The sequence below is a fragment of the Enhygromyxa salina genome (assembly GCF_002994615.1).
Lineage (GTDB): Bacteria > Myxococcota_A > Polyangia > Nannocystales > Nannocystaceae > Plesiocystis > Plesiocystis salina_A.
The window spans coordinates 1-17,951 of the sequence record NZ_PVNK01000240.1; the positions used below are offsets into that span (position 1 = coordinate 1).

Below are 17,951 nucleotides of genomic sequence, written 5' to 3' on the forward strand. Positions count from 1 at the left end.
GGGGACAACGTGAGCTTCAAGGTGACCCTGCACAAGACGATCGCGTGCGAGGTTGGGTCGAAGTTTGCGATCCGCGAGGGCGGGCGTACCGTCGGCGCTGGCGTCGTCGCCAAGATCATCGAATAGCCGGACTGGACCGACCCAGGAGATTTCACCGTGGCCAACAAGCTTCGCATCACCCTCAAGGCCTACGACCACAAGCTGCTCGAGCAGTCGGCGACGGAGATCTCCGAGACCGCGCGGCGGGCCGGGGCCCAGGTCGTGGGTCCGATCCCGCTCCCGACCAAGATCAACAAGTACACGGTCCTGCGTGGACCTTTCATCGACAAGAAGTCGCGCGAGCAGTTCGAGATCCGCACGCACAAGCGGTTGCTCGACATCCTCGAGCCCAATCAGCAGACCCTAGACGCGCTGATGAAGCTCGACCTGTCCGCCGGCGTCGACGTCGAGATCAAGACCTGAGGCAGCCATGGCCAAGCTCAACGTCAAAGACCTAGAAGGCAACGACGTCGCAAGCATCGACGTCGCCGACGAGGTGTTCGCGACCGAGGTCAAGGAGCACCTCCTGTGGGAGGTCGTTCGCTGGCAGCGTGCCAAGGCTCGGGCCGGCACGGCCAAGACCAAGGAACGCAGCGAGATTCGCGGCACCCACGCCAAGATGTTCCGCCAAAAGGGCACCGGTCGTGCGCGCCACGGCGCTCCGCGCGTCAACGTGTTCCGCGGCGGCGGCCAGGTCCACGGACCGCGCCCGCGCAGCTACGAGTTCAGCATGAACAAGAAGGCTCGCGCGGGGGCCCTGCGCTCGGCCCTGAGCCTGCGCGCGTCCGAGGGCAAGCTCACCGTCATCCGTGACTTCGAGGTCGCCCAGGGCAAGACCCGCAACCTCGTCGCCGCGCTGACCAAGCTCGACGCCCGCAAGGCCTTGCTCGTCGACGGCGCGGCCAACGTGTCGCTGCAGCGCAGCTCGAGCAACCTGCCGACGGCCCAGCACATCGTGCCCGAGGGTCTCAACGTCTACGACATCCTCCGCTACCCGAGGCTGCTGATCTCCGAGACCGCGCTGCGCGAGGTCGAGGCCCGGCTCCTCGGCAGCGACCAGCCGGCGGCGGCCGAGCAAGGAGCTGCGTGATGACGCCCCAGCAAATCATCATCCGCCCGATCCTGAGCGAGAAGAGCGCCGAGCTCGAGGCGGAGCACAACCAGTACACCTTCGAGGTCCACCGCCAGGCCAACAAGATCGAGATCGGTAAGGCGGTCGAGATCGTGTTCGGCGTGCGCGTCGACAAGGTCCGAACCATGGTCATGCGCGGCGACATCCGTCGCGTTGGCCGCTTCTCTGGCAAGACCCGGCAGTGGAAAAAAGCCATGGTCACGCTCCACCCTGGCGACTCGATCGACTACTACGGCGAGGACTGAGCGATGGGCATCAAGAAGTACAAGCCGACATCCCCTGGCCGTCGTGGCATGACGTCCACGGACAAGGTCCAGCTCACGGCCAAGAAGCCGTTCAAGAAGCTGGTCTCGAACAAGCACTCCAAGGCCGGCCGCAACAACTACGGGCGCATCACCTCGCGCTTCCGCGGTGGCGGTCACAAGCGGCTCTATCGCAAGATCGACTTCCGCCGCGACAACTACGGCGTGCCCGGTAAGGTTGCGACGATCGAGTACGATCCCAACCGCACCACCTACATCGCGCTGATCCACTTCGCCAACGGCGACAAGCGCTACATCCTCGCGCCCGAGGGCCTGAGCGTCGGTGACACCGTCATCAGCTCGGCGACCGCCGACATCAAGCCCGGCAACAGCATGCCGCTGTCGGCGATCCCCGTCGGTACGATCATCCACAACCTCGAGATCAAGATCGGCCGCGGCGGCCAGCTCGTCCGCTCGGCTGGCGTCGGGGCCCGGCTGATGGCCCGCGAGGGCAGCTGGACCCAGATCCGCCTCCCGTCCGGCGAGGTCCGCCGCGTCCACGTCAAGTGCCGCGCGACCGTCGGGACCCTCAGCAACGGCGAGCAGGGCAACGTGCACATCGGCAAGGCCGGGCGCACCCGCTGGCTCGGTCGCCGTCCGCACAACCGCGGCGTGGTCATGAACCCCGTCGATCACCCGATGGGCGGCGGCGAGGGCCGGACCTCCGGCGGCCGTCACCCGACCACCCCCTGGGGCAAGCCGACCAAGGGCTACCGAACTCGGCACAACAAGCGCACCGACGTGTACATCGTCTCGCGGAGGAAGAAGTAAGTCATGCCGCGTTCAATTAAAAAGGGTCCCTTCGTCGACCAGAGCCTCTACAACAAGATCACGGAGGCGCTCGGGTCCGGCGGACGCAAGCCGGTCAAGACCTGGTCGCGCCGCTCGACGATCCTGCCCGAGTTCGTCGGGGCCAACGTCATGGTCCACAACGGCAACAAGTTCATCCCCATCTACGTGACGGAGAACATGGTTGGCCACAAGTTCGGCGAGTTCGCGCCGACCCGCACCTTCAAGGGTCACGCGGCCGACAAGAGGGGCAGGCGCTAGTCATGGCCGTCGCCAAGCTTCGCAACGTCCGCCTCGCCCCGCGCAAGGCCCGGATCATCGCCAACCTCGTGCGCGGCCAGGACGTCGGCACGGCGATCAACTCGCTGCGCTTCATGAACAAGGCCGGCGCCCGCGAGTTCTTCAAGCTCATCGTGTCCGCGGTCGCCAACGCCGAGGATCAGGGCGACGAAGACGTCGAGAGCCTGGTCATCTCCAAGGTCACGGTCGACCAGGCCGCCACGCTCAAGCGCTGGCGCCCCCGCGCCCAGGGCCGCGGAACCAAGGTCCAGAAGAAATCCAGTCACGTCACCATTGAGGTCACACCGGCCGCCGAAGCCTGAGTGCCCAGACCCTCCCCTCGCAGGAATTAGACAGTTATGGGCCAAAAGACTCATCCAATCGGCTTTCGCCTCGGCATCGTCAAGACCTGGAACTCACGGTGGTTCGAGGAAGGCCGCTACCGCCAGTGGCTCCACGAGGACCTGCGCCTGCGCAACTTCCTCAAGCGCAAGCTGCACTCGGCCTCGATCTCCGAGATCACGATCGAGCGCGCCGCCAACAAGGTCAAGATCAACATCTTCTCCGCGCGGCCCGGGATCATCATCGGCAAGCGCGGCGCGGAGGTCGAGAAGATCCGCCGCGAGGTCCAGAAGATGACCGACTCGAAGGTGTTCTTGAACATCCAAGAGGTCCGCAAGGCCGAGGTCAACGCCCAGCTCGTGGCCGAGAACATCGGCCAGCAGCTCGAGCGCCGGATCGCGTTCCGCCGCGCGCTCAAGCGCGCCGTCCAGACCGCGATGAAGTTCGGGGCCAAGGGCATCCGCGTCAACGCCGCTGGCCGCCTCGGCGGCGCCGAGATGGGTCGCCGCGAGTGGTACCTCCAGGGCCGCGTCCCGCTTCACACCCTCCGCGCTGACATCGACTACGGCTTCCACGAGGCTCGGACCTCGGCCGGCCGCATCGGCATCAAGTGCTGGATCTTCAAGGGCGAAGTCTACGGTCACATGACCGGCGTCGACCCCCGCTTCCCCCGTCCGGCCAACAAGCGCGGCTGAGCGCGCGTCTCTCTTCTCAGCCCTCAAGCTCTTTCAGAGGTCATCATGCTTTCGCCATCTCGAGTCAGGTATCGCAAGGTCCACAAGGGCCGGATGAGGGGTAAAGCCAAGGGCGGCACCCAGGTGTCCTATGGCGACTTTGGCCTCCAGGCCTTGCAGTGCGGCTGGCTGACGGCTCGCCAGATCGAGGCCGCCCGTATCGCCATCAACCGCAAGGTCAAGCGTGGCGGCAAGCTCTACATTCGGGTCTACCCCGACAAGCCGATCTCCAAGAAGCCGGCCGAGACCCGCATGGGTAAGGGTAAGGGTGGCCCGGAGTACTGGGTCGCCGTCGTCCGCCCCGGCCGCATGCTCTACGAGATCGAGGGCATCGAAGAGGAGCTCGCCCGCGAGGCCTTCCTGCTCGCCCACCACAAGCTGCCGATCAAGACCCGGTTCGTGAAGCGCGAACGCGTGGTCTGAGGAGCGTGACCGACATGAAGCCCTCCGAACTACGAGACAAGACCGACGACGAGCTCAGCGAGCTCGAGACCCAGCTGCGCGATCGACTCGTCAAGCTGCAGGTCGCTCGCGCGGCTAGCCGATCGACCAACACCTCCGAGTTTCCGCGCATCCGCCGGGACATCGCTCGGATCAAGACCATTTTACACCAGCGCGCGAGCGGACAGGCGTCCGCACCCGCCAGCGCGGATTGACAGGTGCCGCCATGAGCGAAACGCAAACAGTAAGCAAGTCTCGGCGCCGAACCCTGCTCGGCGAGGTTGTGTCGGACAAGATGGACAAGACCGTCGTCGTCCAGGTCACCCGTCGCTACCGCCACCCGCGCTACAAGAAGTACATCCAGGAGCGGACCCGGTACAAAGCCCACGACGAGGCCAACGAGGCCAAGGTCGGCGACAAGGTCCGGATCATTGAGGCGCGGCCGCGGTCCAAAGACAAGCGCTGGGCCGTCCAGGCGGTCCTCGAGAGGGGCATCAGGTAGAGCGATGATCCAGGTCGAATCAATCGTGGATGTCGCCGACAACTCCGGCGCCCGTAAGCTCCGCTGCATCAAGGTGCTCGGCGGCAGCAAGCGGCGCTACGCCGGCATCGGTGACATCATCGTGGTCTCGGTCCGCGAGAGCCTGCCCAACTCCAAGATCAAGAAGGGCCAGGTCATGAAGGCCGTGATCGTGCGGACCAAAAAGGGCATGCGTCGCCACGACGGCAGCCTGATCCGCTTCGACACCAACAGCGCGGTCCTGATCGGCGCCGATCGCAACCCGATCGGTACCCGCATCTTCGGGCCGGTCGCCCGCGAGTTGCGCTGGAAGCGATTCCTGAGGATCGTCAGCCTCGCCCCGGAGGTGCTCTGATGCAGAAGATTCGCAAAGACGACGAGGTCGTCGTCATCGCCGGAAAGTCCAAGGGCGCGCGCGGCAAGGTCCTGCGGGTGCTCCCCGCCAAGTCGCGGGTGCTGGTCGCCGGGGTCAACATCGTCACCAAGCACGTCAAGCCAACCCGGCAAAATCAACGCGGCGGTATCGAGCGTCGTGAAGCACCGATTCACATCTCCAACGTCATGATCGCCGATCCCCAAACTGGTGAGCCGACCCGGGTCCGTATTTCGACCCTCGAGGGCGGACGCAAGGTCCGCGTGGCCACCAAATCCGGCGAACAGATCGACAGCTGAGGTTCTAGACATGGCCAAGGCGAAGGGTGGGGCACCGACCCCCAAAAAGAAGCCGGAGGCGGGATACGCCTTCAAATTTCCTCAGGTTCGCAACGCCGCGGTCGACCGCGGTGGCATGCGGTCGCAAATCCTCGAGCGCTACGAGACCAAGGCGGTCCCGGCGCTGGTCGAGGAGTTCGGCTACAAGAACCGACTGACGGTCCCGCGGGTCCAGAAGATCGTGCTCAACATCGGCCTCGGCGAGGCGATCAAGCAGCCCAAGCTGCTCGAGCAGTCCTTCGAGTGCCTCGGCAACATCACCGGTCAGCGGCCGGTCGTGACCCGAGCCAAGAAGTCGATCGCTGGCTTCAAGCTCCGCGAAGGCATGAAGATCGGCGCGATGGTCACCCTGCGGCGAACGCAGATGTGGGAGTTCCTCGACCGCTTGCTGCTGGTCGCGCTCCCGCGTACCCGCGACTTTCGTGGGGTCAGCCGCAAGGCCTTCGACGGCCGCGGCAACTACACCCTCGGGATCAAGGAGATCTTGGTCTTCCCCGAGGTCGACATCGAGAAGCTCAACGAAGTGCCCGGCATGAACGTCTGCATCCACACCTCGGCCAATAACGACGACGAAGGCCGAGCCCTGCTCAAGCACTTGGGGATGCCTTTTCGGCAGTAGGAGCGCGCACCATGTCCATGACCGATCCCATCGCCGACATGCTGACCCGCATCCGCAACGCACTGCGGGCGGGCCATCGCACCGTCAACATCCCCGGCTCCAAGTCCAAGCGCCGCATCGCCGAGATCCTCCAGCAAGAGGGCTACATCGAGGGCTTCGAGTGGCACGACGACGACCGCCAAGGCAGCATCTCGATCCAGCTGCGCTGGGTCGGTGACCAACCCGCCATCGAGGGCATCGCTCGGGTCAGTCGGCCCGGTCAGCGCCGCTACGCTGGCAGTAAAGACATCCCGCAGGTCCGCAACGGCCTCGGCATCATGGTCGTCAGCACGCCTCGTGGCATGATGACCGACCGCGCCGCTCGTCGAGCCGGAATCGGCGGCGAGCTCGTGTGCAGCGTGTGGTGAGCTGAGCCACACACGACCAGGAAGATAGGCCAAGCATGTCACGCATCGGCAACGCACCCATCCAGATCCCCAAGGGGGTCAAGATCAAGACCGAGGGTCAGACCATCGCGGTCGAGGGGCCCAAGGGCTCGCTCAGCTTCGATGTGCCCGAGCCGATCAGCTTCGCGGTCGACGGCGAGGTCATCAGCTTCAAGCGCCCCAATGACCAGCGCAGCGTTCGTGCCCTCCACGGCATGTCCCGCGCGATGACCAACAACATGGTCGTCGGCTGCTCGGTGGGCTTCAAGAAGACCCTCGAGATCATCGGCGTCGGCTACCGCGCCATCGTCAAGGGCAAGAACATCGACCTGACCCTGGGCTTCTCGCACCCCGTCAGCTATCCGCTGCCCGAGGGCGTGACCGCCGAGGTCGACAAGGACAACAAGCTCCACCTGATGTCGGCCGACAAGGCCCTGCTCGGCTCGGTCGCCGCTGACATCCGCCGCTACCGTCCGCCGGAGCCCTACAAGGGCAAGGGCGTTCGCTACCTCGGCGAGCGCATCATCCGCAAAGAGGGCAAGGCTCGCGGTAAGAAATAGTCTCCCAAGACCTGAGGGCCCGCGCGTAGCGAGGGCGTCGGGGCTTCGGCCCGAGTCAGGGAGACGGCAAGAACAGAGACGAGATCATGGCGAAGAAAGACAAGAACGAAGCGCGCGCGCGTCGCAAGAAGAGCATTCGCAAGCGGATCTCCGGGACGCAGGAGCGTCCCCGGCTGTCGGTCTACCGCAGCAACAAGCACATCTACGCGCAGGTCATCGACGACACCGACTCACGTTCGCTGTTGCTCGTGTCCGACCTCGCCAAGGGCCTTGCGAGCGATCTCGCAGCGCCTGCGCCCGAGGGCGAGGGCGAGGGCGCGGCCGACAGCACCAAGATTCGCCGCGCGCGGGTCGTCGGTGCGGCGGTCGCCAAGGCCTGCCTCGACAAGGGCATCAAGAAGGTCGTGTTCGACCGCAACGGTTACCTCTATCACGGGCGCGTGCGCGCCCTCGCCGAAGCGGCCCGCGCGGCCGGTCTCGACTTTTGAGAGAAGCTCATGATTGACGTCGAATCGCTCGGAGATCTCGTCGACCGCGTCGTCGACATCAACCGCGTGGCCAAGGTGGTCAAGGGTGGACGCCGCTTCGCGTTCTCTGCCCTGGTTGTAGTCGGCAACGAGAACGGCTGGGTCGGCTACGGCTACGGCAAGGCTCGGGAGGTCCCCGAGGCCATCCGCAAGGCCAACGAGATCGCTCGCAAGAGCATGTTCCAGGTCCCGCTCCAGGGCACCACGATCCCTCACCGGATCGTCGGCCACTTCGGCGCTGGCGAGGTCCTGCTGGTCCCGGCCTCGCCCGGTACTGGCGTGATCGCCGGTGGCGCCGTTCGTGCCGTCGTCGAGTGCGCTGGCATCCACGACGTCCTGACCAAGTGCATCGGGACCAATAACCCGCTCAACGTCATCCACGCCACGGTCACCGCGCTTCGGGAGCTTCGCAGCCCCGAGCAGGTCGCCCGTCGACGCGGCATGACCGTCGCCCAGTTGATGGAGGCCTGAGATGGCGCTCAAGCTCAAGGTCACGCTCGTCCGCAGTCCGATCGATCGGACGCAGAAGCAAAAAGATACCGTCCGCGGCCTCGGCCTGCGGCGCCTCAACCATTCGGTGATCCTCGAAGACACGAGGGCGATCCGCGGGATGATCCGCAAGGTCCAGCACCTCGTCACTGTGGCCCCCGCTGACCATGCGGCCGACGGGGCAGCCTGAGTCGGGGCTCGTCCGAGAAAAGAGAGATCGACATGGGTACTGAACTGCACACCCTCAAGCCCCCCGCCGGCGCGCGCAAGCGCAAGAAGCGGGTCGGCCGCGGGCCCGGGTCCGGCAACGGCAAGACCGCCGGTCGCGGCTCCAAGGGCACGCGCAAGCGCAACACGGTCGCGCCCGGTTTCGAGGGCGGCCAGCTGCCGATCCACCGGCGCGTCCCCAAGCGTGGCTTCGTCAACATCCACCGGGTCGAGGTCTACGGCGTCAACGTCGAGCGCCTCGACACCCTCGAGGACGGCGCCATCGTCACCCCCGAGCTGCTCCACGAGCGCGGCCTGGTCCCCAAGAAGGCCCAGCGGATCAAGGTGCTCGGCGACGGTGAGCTGACCAAGAAGCTCACGATCCGCGTGCATCGCGTGAGCGCGAGCGCCCGAACCAAGATCGAGGGCGCTGGCGGAACCATCGAGCTCGTCACCAAGACGGCCGACGCCGACGCCGCCGAGGCCTAGACCCAATCCCCAGCTCCGGTTTCTGGCTCCGGTATCTGGGCTCGGGCGAACGTGTGCGCTGCATGCGCTCGCCCGATGCTGTAAATACGGGCGTCGCTTCCAACCGGGCGTCAGATGAGCCGAGTTGATCGGCAGACTGTCCCCGCGTCTGTCCCCGACAGACTCGCCGACCAAGCCAGCAAGCCACCATGGGCGTCATCATCAACATCTTCAAGCTGCCGGAGCTCCGGCGTCGCGTGTTGTTCACGCTCGCGATGTTGGCGGTGTACCGCTTCGGTGTGTTCGTCGCCGTGCCCGGCGTCGATCGCAACGTGATGTCGCGTCTGGTCTCGCAGCAGACCGGCGGCTTCCTCGGCTACTTCAACATGTTCTCGGGAGGCGCGCTGTCGAACCTCTCGGTGTTCGCGCTGGGCATCATGCCCTACATCAGCGCGAGCATCATCATGCAGCTGATGACCGTGGTCATCCCCAAGATCGAGCAGCTGCAAAAAGAGGGCGAGTCCGGCCGGCGCAAGATCAACCAGTACAGCCGCTACGGCACCGTCGGCCTGGCGGTCGTCCAGGGCTACTTCATGGCCAGCTGGCTCGAGAGCCAAAATACGCCTGGTCAGATGCTGGTCCTCGAGGTCGGCCTGCCCTTCAAGCTGATGACGATGCTGTCGCTGACAGCCGGCACCTGCTTCTTGATGTGGCTCGGCGAGCAGATCACCGAGCGCGGGATCGGCAACGGCATCTCGCTGATCATCTTCGCCGGCATCATCGCCGACCTCCCCGCGGGCTCGTACCAGCTCTACCAAAAGGCGATCGACGACCCCGAGAACTTCGGACCGCTGCCCCTGGCGATCCTCTTGATCGTGGTGCTCGCCGTGATCGCCTTCGTGGTCATCATGGAGCGCGGCCAGCGGCGAATCCCGGTGATCTACGCCAAGCGCGTGGTCGGCCGGAAGATGTTCGGCGGCAGCCAGAATTATCTGCCGCTGCGCATCAACAACGCCGGCGTCATCCCGCCGATCTTCGCCTCCTCGATCATCATGTTCCCGGCGCAGATCGCGGGCATGACGGGCAACCCGCTGCTCCAGCGCTTCGCCGCCGCCTTCGACTACGGCAACTGGCTGTACCTCACGGTCTACGTCGCCCTGTGCATCTTCTTTTGCTACTTCTACACCCAGATCCAGTTCAACCCGGTGGATCTGGCCGACAACCTGAAGAAGCAAAACGCCTCGATCCCGGGCATCCGCCCCGGTAAGCGCACCGCCGAGTACATCGAGTTCATCCTCACTCGCCTGACCTTCGCGGGCGCCTGGTACATCTCCGCGGTCTGCGTGCTCCCGGTCTTCCTCCAGAAGGACTTCAACGTGCCCTTCTACTACGGCGGAACGTCCTTGCTGATCGTCGTCGGCGTCGCGCTCGACCTGGCCCAGCAGATCGAGAGCCACCTGGTCACGCGCAGCTACGAGGGCTTCGCCGGGCCCAAGGGTCCCCGGATCCGCGGCCGCAAGTAGAGCGCGCGGGGATCCGCTACGACAAGGCAGGCGCACACCCCGTGCGCCTGCTTCGTCGTAGCTGGGCCCCACTCTCGGCCTCCGCTCTCGGCCTCCACTCTCGGGCTCGAGCCAAAGAGGCGCCAGGAACGCCGCCCTCAAACCCGTGAAAATTCTCGCGTTCTCCCTTGGCATGAAGGTGGACACCCCCCACCCCCGGTGGCATCCTCCACCGCCCCCAGAAGCCCTGGGGTTTTTTAACTTTTCCATGTTCACCACCCCCACGTTCGAGGCGACGGTCGTCGCTGAGTTGCCCCAGCAACTGTTTCGTCTCGAGACCACCGAAGGCCAGCTCGTCGCGGGTCCTTCGGAGGAGTGCAAGCGCCTGGGGGTTCCCGTTCGGACGGGGCAACGTGTGCTGGTCCGCAAGGCCAGCCTCGATCCGGGCCGCGGCGTGATTCTCGGTCTCGCTCGCTGACGGCGAGCTCTCTCGACTTTGGGTCCACGCACCGGCGGAGCAAGAAATGAAAGTACGATCAAGCGTCAAGAAGATCTGTGACAAGTGCAAGGTGATCAAGCGACGAGGCGTCGTTCGGGTCATCTGCGACAACCCCAAACACAAGCAGAGGCAGGGCTGACATGGCACGTATTTCCGGAGTCGACCTCCCTCGCAACAAGCGGGTCGTCATCGCGCTGACCTACATCTACGGCGTCGGCAACTCGACCGCGCGTCGGATCCTCGAGAAGGCCGGTGTCGGCCAGTCGATCCGCACGGACGACCTCAACGACGAGCAGCTCAACGCGATCCGTCGCGTGATCGAGTCAGACTGCAAGGTCGAGGGTGACCTCCGCCGCGAGGTCCAGACCAAGATCAAGCGGCTGATGGATCTCGGCTGCTACCGCGGTCTCCGTCATCGTCGCAGCCTGCCTGTCCGTGGCCAGCGGACCCACACCAACGCGCGCACCCGCAAGGGCCCCAAGCGGGGCCAGGTTGCCATGAAGAAGAAGTGACGAGGTAATTCCGATGGCATCACCGCGCGGACGCAAAAAAGTCAAAAAGAACATCTCGACCGGGATCGTTCACATCCGTTCAACCTTCAACAACACCCTGGTGACGATCACCGACGTCAACGGCAACGCGATCTCGTGGGCCTCGTCGGGGATCCGTGGCTTTCGGGGCTCGCGCAAGTCGACGCCCTTCGCCGCCCAGCTCGCCGCCGATCAGGCCGCGCGCGCGGCCCAGGATCACGGCATGCAAACCGTGGCGATCCGAGTGTCCGGCCCTGGCGCCGGGCGCGAGTCGGCGCTGCGAGCGATTCAGTCGGCGGGCCTTCGGGTCACCTCCATCAAGGACGTGACGCCGATCCCCCACAACGGCTGTCGTCCACCCAAGCGGAGGAGGGTCTGACCCATGGCACGTTACATCGGACCTGTCTGCCGGCTGTGCCGGCGCGAGGACCAAAAACTGTTCCTCAAGGGCGATCGCTGCTTCTCGGAGAAGTGCGCCTACGACCGTCGTCAGTACCCGCCCGGCCAGCACGGCCAGGGGCGGCGCCGCCGACCGAGCGACTACGGCCACCAGCTTCGTGAGAAGCAAAAGGTCAAGCGCATGTACGGGCTGCTCGAGAAGCAGTTCCGCGGCTACTACTTCAAGGCCGCGCGCATGAAGGGCATCACCGGTGAGAACCTGCTGAGCCTGCTCGAGCGCCGCCTCGACAACGTCGCGGTCCGCTGCGGCTTCGCCAGCAGCCACGCCGAGGCCCGTCAGCTCGTGCGTCACGGCCACTTCACCGTCAACGGCCAGCGGGTCAACATCCCGAGCTACCTCGTGCGTGAGGGCGACGAGCTCCTGGTCCGCGAGAAGAGCCGCAAGATCGCCAAGATCAACGAGTCGCTGGCCAAGCTCGATCGGTCACCGCTGCCGCAGTGGATCGAGATCGACCGCGACAACTACAAGGCCAAGATCAAGAACGTGCCGCAGCGCTCTGACGTCGCAGCTGACATTGACGAGCAGCTGATCGTCGAGCTCTACAGCAAGTAAGGGGGGGGACTGCATGCAGGACTACAACACCATCGCCCGCAACTGGCGGGATCTGATTCGGCCCAAGAAGCTCGACGTCGACGGTGACTCGTTGACGGAGGCTTACGGCAAGTTCACGTGCGAGCCGCTCGAGCGGGGCTACGGCATCACGCTCGGGAACAGCCTGCGCCGGGTGCTGCTCAGCAGCCTCCAGGGCGCCGCGATCACGACCGTGCGAATTGAGGGGGCGCTCCACGAGTTCACCTCGATCCCCGCGGTCGTCGAAGACGTCACGGACATCATCCTCAACGTCAAGGCCCTGCGCCTGAGCATGGACGACGCCACGCCGCGGACCCTGCTGGTCGACAAGACCGGTGAGGGCCCCGTGACCGCGGCCGACATCCAGGCGCCGAGCGGCGTCCACGTGCTCGACCCGAGCCAGCACATCGCAACCCTGAGCAAGGGCGGCCGCCTCCACATGGAGATGACCTGCGCGATGGGCCGCGGCTACGCGACGGCCGACCAGAACAAGACCGAGGGCATGCCGATCGGCATGGTCCCGATCGACTCGCTGTTCTCGCCGATCCGCAAGGTCAACTACCGCGTGACCAACGCCCGCGTCGGCCATCAGACCGACTACGACAAGCTCAGCTTGCAGGTCTGGACCGACGGCTCGGTCCGGCCCGACGACGCGGTCGCCTACGCGGCCAAGATCCTCAAGGAGCAGCTGTCGATCTTCATCAATCACGAGGAGATCGAGGAGACCCAGGCGCCGACGCAGTCCGAGCAGGACAAGCTCAACGACATCCTGTGGCGCTCCGTCGACGAACTCGAGCTCTCGGTTCGCTCGGCCAACTGCCTTCAGAACGCCAACATCCACTACATCGGCGACCTCGTGCAGCGCACCGAGGCCGAGATGCTCAAGACCAAGAACTTCGGCCGCAAGTCCCTCAAGGAGATCAAAGAGATCCTTGCGCAGATGGGGCTGTCTCTCGGTATGAAGATCGAAGGCTGGCAGGGCCCTCCGCCTGCCCGCGAGGAGTGAGGACTCATGCGTCACCAGAAATCCGGCCGCAAGCTCGGTCGTAATTCCGCCCACCGCAAGGCCATGTTCCGCAACATGGTCACCTCGCTGCTCCGTCACGAGCGCATCACCACGACCGCGGCCAAGGCCAAGGAGCTGCGTGGTCACGTCGAGCGGACGATCTCCGTCGGCGTGCGCCTCGGCGATCTGCTCGACAAGCCCAAGGACGAGCGGACCCGCGACGAGCAGGCTCGCTACGCCCACGCCATGGCCCACGCGGGCAAGACCGTGCAGGACCGCGAGATCCTCCACAAGCTGTTCGAAGACATCGCCCCGCGCGCGCGCAAGCGGCCGGGCGGCTACACCCGCGTGATCCGGCTTGGACGGCGCAAGGGTGACGCGGCCGAGACCGCGATCATCGAGCTCGTGGATCGGAAGATCCCCGAGGCCGAAGGCGCCGGCGACACCATCGCCTGATCTCGCCAGCTGAACTCGGCGCCCGAACTCGGCGCCGATTGCACGAGCCCGCGTCTTGGACGTGGGCTCGTTTTGTTCGTGGCGGGCAGCCTCGAGCTCGTCGATGAGGCCGTGTCGTGGCCCTTGGGGGCGTCGGCTCTCCGTCTGGAGCACACCGTCTGGAGCACAAGGCTCTCGGTGGACTGCGACGAGGTCGCTCGCCTCCGCGTCGCAGGTGCTCTTCGCACGGCGCTACCCCAAACTCGGAGCTCCTCCAGCCTTCTTGGGCTCTGCTCTTTGCGGGGGCCGACCCTGCTCCGGAGCGGGGCTTTTGTGCGATGCTCGGTCGATGCCGGAGCTGCCGAGCCCCGATCCCGAGCGTCTGCTCGAGCTGGTCCGCTGGCGGATGCCTTTTGGCAAGTACGAGGGCGTCGTGCTCATGGACCTGCCCCAGCCCTACCTGGTCTGGTTCGCGCAGAAGGGCTTTCCTCAGGGCAAGCTCGGGGAGGCGATGGCCTTGACCCTCGAGATCAAGCACAACGGGCTGGAGCATCTGATGAGGCCGCTGCGGCGCTGAGCTGTTTTCGTTGAAAATTCGACCTCTGATCTCGCGACCGTATCGTCGTCTCGTGGGCGCAGGTGTCGATCCTCTGGTGTTCGTCGGGCTGGTCTTGCTGATGTTGCTCGGGGTCTTGTCGTGGCTGACGAAGCGGGTTCACAGGCGTGGGCTCGGCGGCGCGACCGGGCGCGAGCGGGTGGCGTTGACGGCGGATCACAGCGTCCACGTGATCGAGCTCGGCGGTGTCCGGCTGCTGGTCGGGACCGGGCCGAGCGGGGCGCCGCGGGTGCTCGCCAACCTTGGCGAGGTCGAGCTCGCCGAGTCGGACGCGGCGCCGGAGCCGAGCCTCGCGCGCCCCTGGGCCGAGCTGGGCGCTCGCCTGGGGCGGCGCGAGACGATGGGCCCGGTGTGGGCGCGGCTCTTTGGGGTCGCGGGTGGGCGCTGAGCTCGGACTCCCGGCCAATGTCTCGGGCTGGCTGATCCTGGCCTCGCTGCCGCTGCTGCTCGCGGCGTGCACGGCGTTCACGAAGATCTCGGTGGTGTTGGGGGCGCTGCGGCTTGGCCTCGGCGCCGAGCGCTTGCTGCCCTTTGGCTCGATCTTGGCGCTGGCGCTGGTCCTGACGGCTCTGGTCATGGCGCCAGTCGCCTATGAGTGCCTCGACGCGCTGGAGCTCGCCGGGGGGATCGCGGCGGTCGAGCTCGCGCCGCTCGAGCGCGGACCCGAGATCCTGGCGCCGCTGTGGAATTTTCTGGCCGAGCACGCCAAGCCCGGTGAGCTCGAGCTGTTCGCGGAGCTCAGCGGGCAGGCGCCCGAGCAGCCCGTGGTCCTGGTCCCGGCGTTCCTGGTCAGCGAGCTCGGGCACGGGCTCGCGCTCGCGGTCCTGATCTTGCTGCCCTTCGTGGTCGTGGATCTGATCTGCGCGCAGGTCCTGGTCTTGCTCGGGCTCAACCAGACGCCGACCGCCGTGATCGCGCTGCCGGCCAAGATCTTGTTGTTCTTGGCGGCGGACGGGTGGGGCACGGTGATCGTCGGGCTCGTCGAGGGCTACCGGTGATCGACGCGCTGGGCCTGGCGATCCGCGAGGGCTTTGGTCTCGTGATCGCGAGTTTGATCCCGCTGCTGCTCGTCGCGGCGGCGGCGGCGATCCTCGTTGGACTGCTCGGGGCCGCGCTCGGCATCCGCGACGCGGCGCTCGGGCAGATCGTGCGCGCGCTCGCGATCGTGCTCGCGCTCGGCGTCCTGATTCGGGGCATCGCGACCTCGACGGTCGAGTTCACGGCAAGGACCTGGGCGCAGCTCGGGGCGCAAGACGACCCGAGCACGGCGGAGCCAAGCCCGTGACCGGCGTGCTCGCGAGCGTGGCGCTGGCGAGCGCGCGGGTCTGGGCCTGCCTGCGTGTCCAGGCCAGCTGGCGGCGGGCGATCGGGTCGAGCTGGGAGTGGATCGCGGCGGCCCTGGCGGTGGCCGTGGCCGGGCTCGCGCTGGTTCGCGGTCAGCTCGGGGCTCCGGCGGCGCCGAGCGTCTACGTGTTCGGGCTGTGGCTGGGCTTCGAGCTGGTGCTCGGCAGCGTCGTGGGGTTGGCGATCTCGCTCCCGGGCTGGGCGCTGGTCGGGGCCGCGAGCGAGAGCGCGGGGGCGCTGGACCTGCGCGCCGACGGAGGCGGGGCGCTCGCGGTGATGATCGTCGCGGCCTCGCTGGCTGCGGGGCTGAGCCTGGGCCTGCACGCGCCGCTCGTGACCGGGCTGCTCGGGCTCTTCGATCGCTTCGCGCTCGCGTCGCCGACCCTGTGGCTGCCGACCCTCGCCGAGCTGCCGAGCTGGGCGAGCGGCCAGCTCGCGGCGATCACGGCGCTGGCGCTGGCGCTGGCGACCCCGGTGCTGCTGACCCGCGCGCTGGTTCAGCTGTGCCTGGTGAGCCTGGGTCGCGGCGGCCCCGAGTCGAGCTCGCTGACCGCCGCGCTGGCGCCCGGCCTGCGCCTGGCTGCGGGGCTCATCGCCCTCGGCGCGGCGTGGTCGACCTATCCCGAGGCGTTCGCGCGCGGGATGTGAGAGGGTCGGTGGGTGTCGGGCCTCGGACCGCGCTCGCTCTCGCTGTGCATCGTCGCGCTCGTCGCGGGCGCGAGCCTGAGCTCGTGCGCCCAGGACGAGCTCGCGGCGCTCGATCGCCTCGGGCAGCCGACCGGGCTGGCCCAGACCCCCGACGGCCGCCGGCTGTTCGTGACCAACGGCAACTGGGATCGCAGCCGCACGAGCTCGGCGCTCGTGGTCCTCGACCTCGACGCCGTCGAGCTCGGGATCGCCGAGCCGCGCGGCGCCGGACAGGCGCTCGAGCCCGGGCGGCCGTGCCGGGACCACGGCGAGGACGCGCGGGTGGAGTGTGATCCGAGCCTGGTCATCGACGCCGAGCTCGGCGTGCGCCTGCCCTCGGGCGCGGGCAACATCGCGATCGATCGTCCGGGCGGGCAGGGGCCCCTGCGGCTGCTGATCCCGACCCGCGTCGACCCGGGCCTGACCTGGATCGACGTGTTCGGCGAGGGCCTCGGCGACGAGGGCGAGCTGCGCCTCGACTGCGGTCAGGCCGAGGATCGCTTCTGTGATCGCCTCCACCGCCTCGACGACGTCAGCGCCGACCCCTCGCGCCTCGTCGTCGACGACCAGGGCTTTCGCTTCGCCTACCTCCCGCACCTGCTCGGGCGGCGGCTGACGCTGATCGCCCTCGACGGCGAGCGCGGGCCGGAGATCGTCGACGTCGAGAGCAATTTTTTCCGCGAGGACGACCTGTTCGATTCGGGCCTCGGCGGCGGCTTCGCGGTCATCGAGCGGGCCTGCGACGTCGAGTCGGGCAACGTCCCGGAGCTGACCCTCGACTGCGCGCGACCCTTCTTGCTGGCGACCCACCGGTTCTGGCCCGGCGTCCGAGGCTTTCGCGTGGCCCCGGGCCTCGACGTGATCATCGGCGGCGGCGACGTCAGGATCCTCGGGCCCAACATCGAGGCGGCCGAGCCCAAGCCGCTCATGGGCGGGATGGCCTTTGAGGATCCCGAGCAGGGCGATCGCCTCCTGGTCGTGCACACGACCCCGCCGGCCCTCAGCCGCGTCGACACCAGCCTCGACGATGAAGGCGCCGTGGGGGCCGACGTGCTCGCGACCGTGAGCCTGTGCACCAACCCCAACCTGGTCAGGGTTCATCGTCCGAGCCTCGACGGCGGCCTGGGTCCGCCGCTCGCGCTCGTGACCTGCTACGGCAGCGACCAGCTCGCGATCGTCGACCTCAACCCCTTCATCCTGGTCAAGACCCTCGACCTCGGCGACGGGCCCAACGAGATGCTGATCGACGACGCGCGCGACTGGCTGTTCGTGGCCAACACCGCCGAGGGGACGATCTCGATCGTCGATCTCGACGCCGGGAACCCGAGCTACCTCGAGGAGATCGCAACCCTCGGCCTCGGCACCGACTCACGGACCGACTCGCCGCTCTAGCAGCCCGGGGTGCAATGCATCGTGTCGCCTCGCGCCGGAATTTTCGCCGAGGGCGCGAAGCCAAAACGCCGCTGTACCGGGCGTACTGCAAGTTTTGGCGACAAAGCCCTCGGTGAAAAGGCCAAGCGAGGCGGCGCGAGGCATTGCACCCCGGGCTGCTAGCAAGAAGGTGTTCCTCTTGACCCCCACAGTGGCAGACGCCTGGGGGGGTCAAAGCAAGCCCCTTTTAGGGGGCCACGCATGCCGCTGCGAGGCAGATGAGGGCCCACCGAGCGAGGAACGAGCGACCGGCCGCTTGCGGCCGTGCGTGGCAGGGTCGCAGACGC

At 66.8% G+C, this 17,951-nt stretch carries 34 protein-coding genes; all 34 read left to right on the top strand.

Features of this window, described 5'->3' with window-relative positions; translation table 11 throughout:
• A partial coding sequence (locus ENSA5_RS27475) for an EF-Tu C-terminal domain-related protein (RefSeq protein WP_506737592.1) occupies nt 1-126 on the top strand: 126 nt, incomplete at its 5' end.
• 30 nt (nt 127-156) lie between these two features.
• Nucleotides 157-462 carry a 30S ribosomal protein S10 gene (rpsJ, locus tag ENSA5_RS27480; RefSeq protein ID WP_106394659.1) on the top strand — a complete coding sequence of 102 codons (306 nt, stop codon included), beginning with the start codon at nt 157-159 and terminating at the stop codon, nt 460-462.
• Nucleotides 463-469: 7 nt separating this feature from the next.
• Nucleotides 470-1,129 (top strand): 50S ribosomal protein L4, encoded by a 660-nt coding sequence (gene rplD / locus ENSA5_RS27485; RefSeq protein ID WP_106394660.1) that lies wholly within the window; start codon nt 470-472, stop codon nt 1,127-1,129.
• Entirely contained in the window at nt 1,129-1,416 is a 288-nt protein-coding gene (gene rplW, locus ENSA5_RS27490) for a 50S ribosomal protein L23 (protein WP_106394661.1), read from the top strand. Before rplD ends, rplW begins: the two co-directional genes overlap by 1 nt.
• Before the next feature lie 3 nt (nt 1,417-1,419).
• Nucleotides 1,420-2,244 (top strand): 50S ribosomal protein L2, encoded by an 825-nt coding sequence (gene rplB / locus ENSA5_RS27495; protein ID WP_106394662.1) that lies wholly within the window; start codon nt 1,420-1,422, stop codon nt 2,242-2,244.
• Nucleotides 2,245-2,247: 3 nt separating this feature from the next.
• Entirely contained in the window at nt 2,248-2,523 is a 276-nt protein-coding gene (rpsS, locus tag ENSA5_RS27500) for a 30S ribosomal protein S19 (RefSeq protein ID WP_106394663.1), read from the top strand.
• Nucleotides 2,524-2,525: 2 nt separating this feature from the next.
• On the top strand, nt 2,526-2,864 hold the full coding sequence (gene rplV, locus ENSA5_RS27505; RefSeq protein WP_106394664.1) for a 50S ribosomal protein L22: 339 nt from the start codon (nt 2,526-2,528) through the stop codon (nt 2,862-2,864).
• Between the two features lie 36 nt (nt 2,865-2,900).
• On the top strand, nt 2,901-3,578 hold the full coding sequence (gene rpsC / locus ENSA5_RS27510) for a 30S ribosomal protein S3 (protein WP_106394665.1): 678 nt from the start codon (nt 2,901-2,903) through the stop codon (nt 3,576-3,578).
• 45 nt (nt 3,579-3,623) lie between these two features.
• Nucleotides 3,624-4,040, top strand: a complete 417-nt coding sequence (gene rplP, locus ENSA5_RS27515) for a 50S ribosomal protein L16 (protein WP_106394666.1) — start codon at nt 3,624-3,626, stop codon at nt 4,038-4,040.
• 14 nt (nt 4,041-4,054) lie between these two features.
• Complete coding sequence (rpmC, locus tag ENSA5_RS27520; RefSeq protein WP_106394667.1) at nt 4,055-4,273, top strand: 50S ribosomal protein L29; 219 nt, start codon at nt 4,055-4,057, stop codon at nt 4,271-4,273.
• Nucleotides 4,274-4,284: 11 nt separating this feature from the next.
• The gene (gene rpsQ / locus ENSA5_RS27525; protein ID WP_106394668.1) at nt 4,285-4,560 is read left to right on the top strand and encodes a 30S ribosomal protein S17; all 276 of its coding nucleotides are present in this window, start codon (nt 4,285-4,287) and stop codon (nt 4,558-4,560) included.
• Between the two features lie 4 nt (nt 4,561-4,564).
• On the top strand, nt 4,565-4,933 hold the full coding sequence (gene rplN, locus ENSA5_RS27530) for a 50S ribosomal protein L14 (protein WP_106394669.1): 369 nt from the start codon (nt 4,565-4,567) through the stop codon (nt 4,931-4,933).
• Nucleotides 4,933-5,250, top strand: a complete 318-nt coding sequence (rplX, locus tag ENSA5_RS27535; protein WP_106394670.1) for a 50S ribosomal protein L24 — start codon at nt 4,933-4,935, stop codon at nt 5,248-5,250. The genes rplN and rplX overlap by 1 nt, the downstream gene beginning before the upstream one ends.
• Nucleotides 5,251-5,365: 115 nt before the next feature.
• A complete protein-coding gene (gene rplE, locus ENSA5_RS27540; protein WP_181198205.1) occupies nt 5,366-5,908 on the top strand; it encodes a 50S ribosomal protein L5 in 543 nt (180 codons plus the stop codon).
• Between the two features lie 11 nt (nt 5,909-5,919).
• Nucleotides 5,920-6,315, top strand: coding sequence for a 30S ribosomal protein S8 (gene rpsH / locus ENSA5_RS27545; RefSeq protein WP_106394672.1), 396 nt, complete (start codon nt 5,920-5,922; stop codon nt 6,313-6,315).
• Nucleotides 6,316-6,350: 35 nt separating this feature from the next.
• Nucleotides 6,351-6,893, top strand: a complete 543-nt coding sequence (rplF, locus tag ENSA5_RS27550; RefSeq protein WP_106394673.1) for a 50S ribosomal protein L6 — start codon at nt 6,351-6,353, stop codon at nt 6,891-6,893.
• Nucleotides 6,894-6,979: 86 nt separating this feature from the next.
• Nucleotides 6,980-7,381 carry a 50S ribosomal protein L18 gene (rplR, locus tag ENSA5_RS27555; protein WP_219906875.1) on the top strand — a complete coding sequence of 134 codons (402 nt, stop codon included), beginning with the start codon at nt 6,980-6,982 and terminating at the stop codon, nt 7,379-7,381.
• 9 nt (nt 7,382-7,390) lie between these two features.
• Complete coding sequence (gene rpsE, locus ENSA5_RS27560) at nt 7,391-7,891, top strand: 30S ribosomal protein S5 (RefSeq protein WP_106394675.1); 501 nt, start codon at nt 7,391-7,393, stop codon at nt 7,889-7,891.
• A 1-nt stretch (nt 7,892) separates the two neighbouring features.
• Nucleotides 7,893-8,099, top strand: coding sequence for a 50S ribosomal protein L30 (gene rpmD, locus ENSA5_RS27565; RefSeq protein WP_106394676.1), 207 nt, complete (start codon nt 7,893-7,895; stop codon nt 8,097-8,099).
• 32 nt (nt 8,100-8,131) lie between these two features.
• Entirely contained in the window at nt 8,132-8,605 is a 474-nt protein-coding gene (gene rplO, locus ENSA5_RS27570; protein WP_106394677.1) for a 50S ribosomal protein L15, read from the top strand.
• Nucleotides 8,606-8,793: 188 nt separating this feature from the next.
• Entirely contained in the window at nt 8,794-10,107 is a 1,314-nt protein-coding gene (gene secY / locus ENSA5_RS27575; RefSeq protein WP_106394678.1) for a preprotein translocase subunit SecY, read from the top strand.
• 247 nt (nt 10,108-10,354) lie between these two features.
• Complete coding sequence (locus ENSA5_RS27580; protein WP_106394679.1) at nt 10,355-10,564, top strand: hypothetical protein; 210 nt, start codon at nt 10,355-10,357, stop codon at nt 10,562-10,564.
• Between the two features lie 46 nt (nt 10,565-10,610).
• Nucleotides 10,611-10,724 (top strand): 50S ribosomal protein L36, encoded by a 114-nt coding sequence (gene rpmJ, locus ENSA5_RS27585; RefSeq protein ID WP_106394680.1) that lies wholly within the window; start codon nt 10,611-10,613, stop codon nt 10,722-10,724.
• Nucleotide 10,725: 1 nt separating this feature from the next.
• Nucleotides 10,726-11,097, top strand: coding sequence for a 30S ribosomal protein S13 (rpsM, locus tag ENSA5_RS27590; RefSeq protein ID WP_106394681.1), 372 nt, complete (start codon nt 10,726-10,728; stop codon nt 11,095-11,097).
• 13 nt (nt 11,098-11,110) lie between these two features.
• Complete coding sequence (gene rpsK, locus ENSA5_RS27595) at nt 11,111-11,494, top strand: 30S ribosomal protein S11 (RefSeq protein ID WP_106394682.1); 384 nt, start codon at nt 11,111-11,113, stop codon at nt 11,492-11,494.
• Between the two features lie 3 nt (nt 11,495-11,497).
• On the top strand, nt 11,498-12,127 hold the full coding sequence (rpsD, locus tag ENSA5_RS27600) for a 30S ribosomal protein S4 (RefSeq protein ID WP_106394683.1): 630 nt from the start codon (nt 11,498-11,500) through the stop codon (nt 12,125-12,127).
• Between the two features lie 13 nt (nt 12,128-12,140).
• Complete coding sequence (locus ENSA5_RS27605) at nt 12,141-13,151, top strand: DNA-directed RNA polymerase subunit alpha (protein ID WP_106394684.1); 1,011 nt, start codon at nt 12,141-12,143, stop codon at nt 13,149-13,151.
• A gap of 6 nt (nt 13,152-13,157) precedes the next feature.
• Nucleotides 13,158-13,607: a 50S ribosomal protein L17 gene (gene rplQ, locus ENSA5_RS27610; protein ID WP_106394685.1), complete on the top strand. Its 450-nt coding sequence runs from the start codon at nt 13,158-13,160 to the stop codon at nt 13,605-13,607.
• A 328-nt stretch (nt 13,608-13,935) separates the two neighbouring features.
• Entirely contained in the window at nt 13,936-14,163 is a 228-nt protein-coding gene (locus ENSA5_RS27615) for a DUF3820 family protein (RefSeq protein ID WP_106394686.1), read from the top strand.
• Nucleotides 14,164-14,215: 52 nt separating this feature from the next.
• The gene (locus tag ENSA5_RS38365) at nt 14,216-14,590 is read left to right on the top strand and encodes a flagellar biosynthetic protein FliO (protein ID WP_181198199.1); all 375 of its coding nucleotides are present in this window, start codon (nt 14,216-14,218) and stop codon (nt 14,588-14,590) included.
• Nucleotides 14,580-15,200 (top strand): EscR/YscR/HrcR family type III secretion system export apparatus protein, encoded by a 621-nt coding sequence (locus ENSA5_RS27620; protein ID WP_181198200.1) that lies wholly within the window; start codon nt 14,580-14,582, stop codon nt 15,198-15,200. Before ENSA5_RS38365 ends, ENSA5_RS27620 begins: the two co-directional genes overlap by 11 nt.
• The gene (locus tag ENSA5_RS27625) at nt 15,197-15,487 is read left to right on the top strand and encodes a flagellar biosynthetic protein FliQ (protein ID WP_181198201.1); all 291 of its coding nucleotides are present in this window, start codon (nt 15,197-15,199) and stop codon (nt 15,485-15,487) included. The genes ENSA5_RS27620 and ENSA5_RS27625 overlap by 4 nt, the downstream gene beginning before the upstream one ends.
• Nucleotides 15,484-16,194, top strand: a complete 711-nt coding sequence (locus ENSA5_RS27630; RefSeq protein ID WP_106394689.1) for a hypothetical protein — start codon at nt 15,484-15,486, stop codon at nt 16,192-16,194. The genes ENSA5_RS27625 and ENSA5_RS27630 overlap by 4 nt, the downstream gene beginning before the upstream one ends.
• A 12-nt stretch (nt 16,195-16,206) precedes the next feature.
• Nucleotides 16,207-17,625, top strand: a complete 1,419-nt coding sequence (locus tag ENSA5_RS27635; RefSeq protein ID WP_106394690.1) for a YncE family protein — start codon at nt 16,207-16,209, stop codon at nt 17,623-17,625.
• Nucleotides 17,626-17,951: the final 326 nt, after the last annotated feature.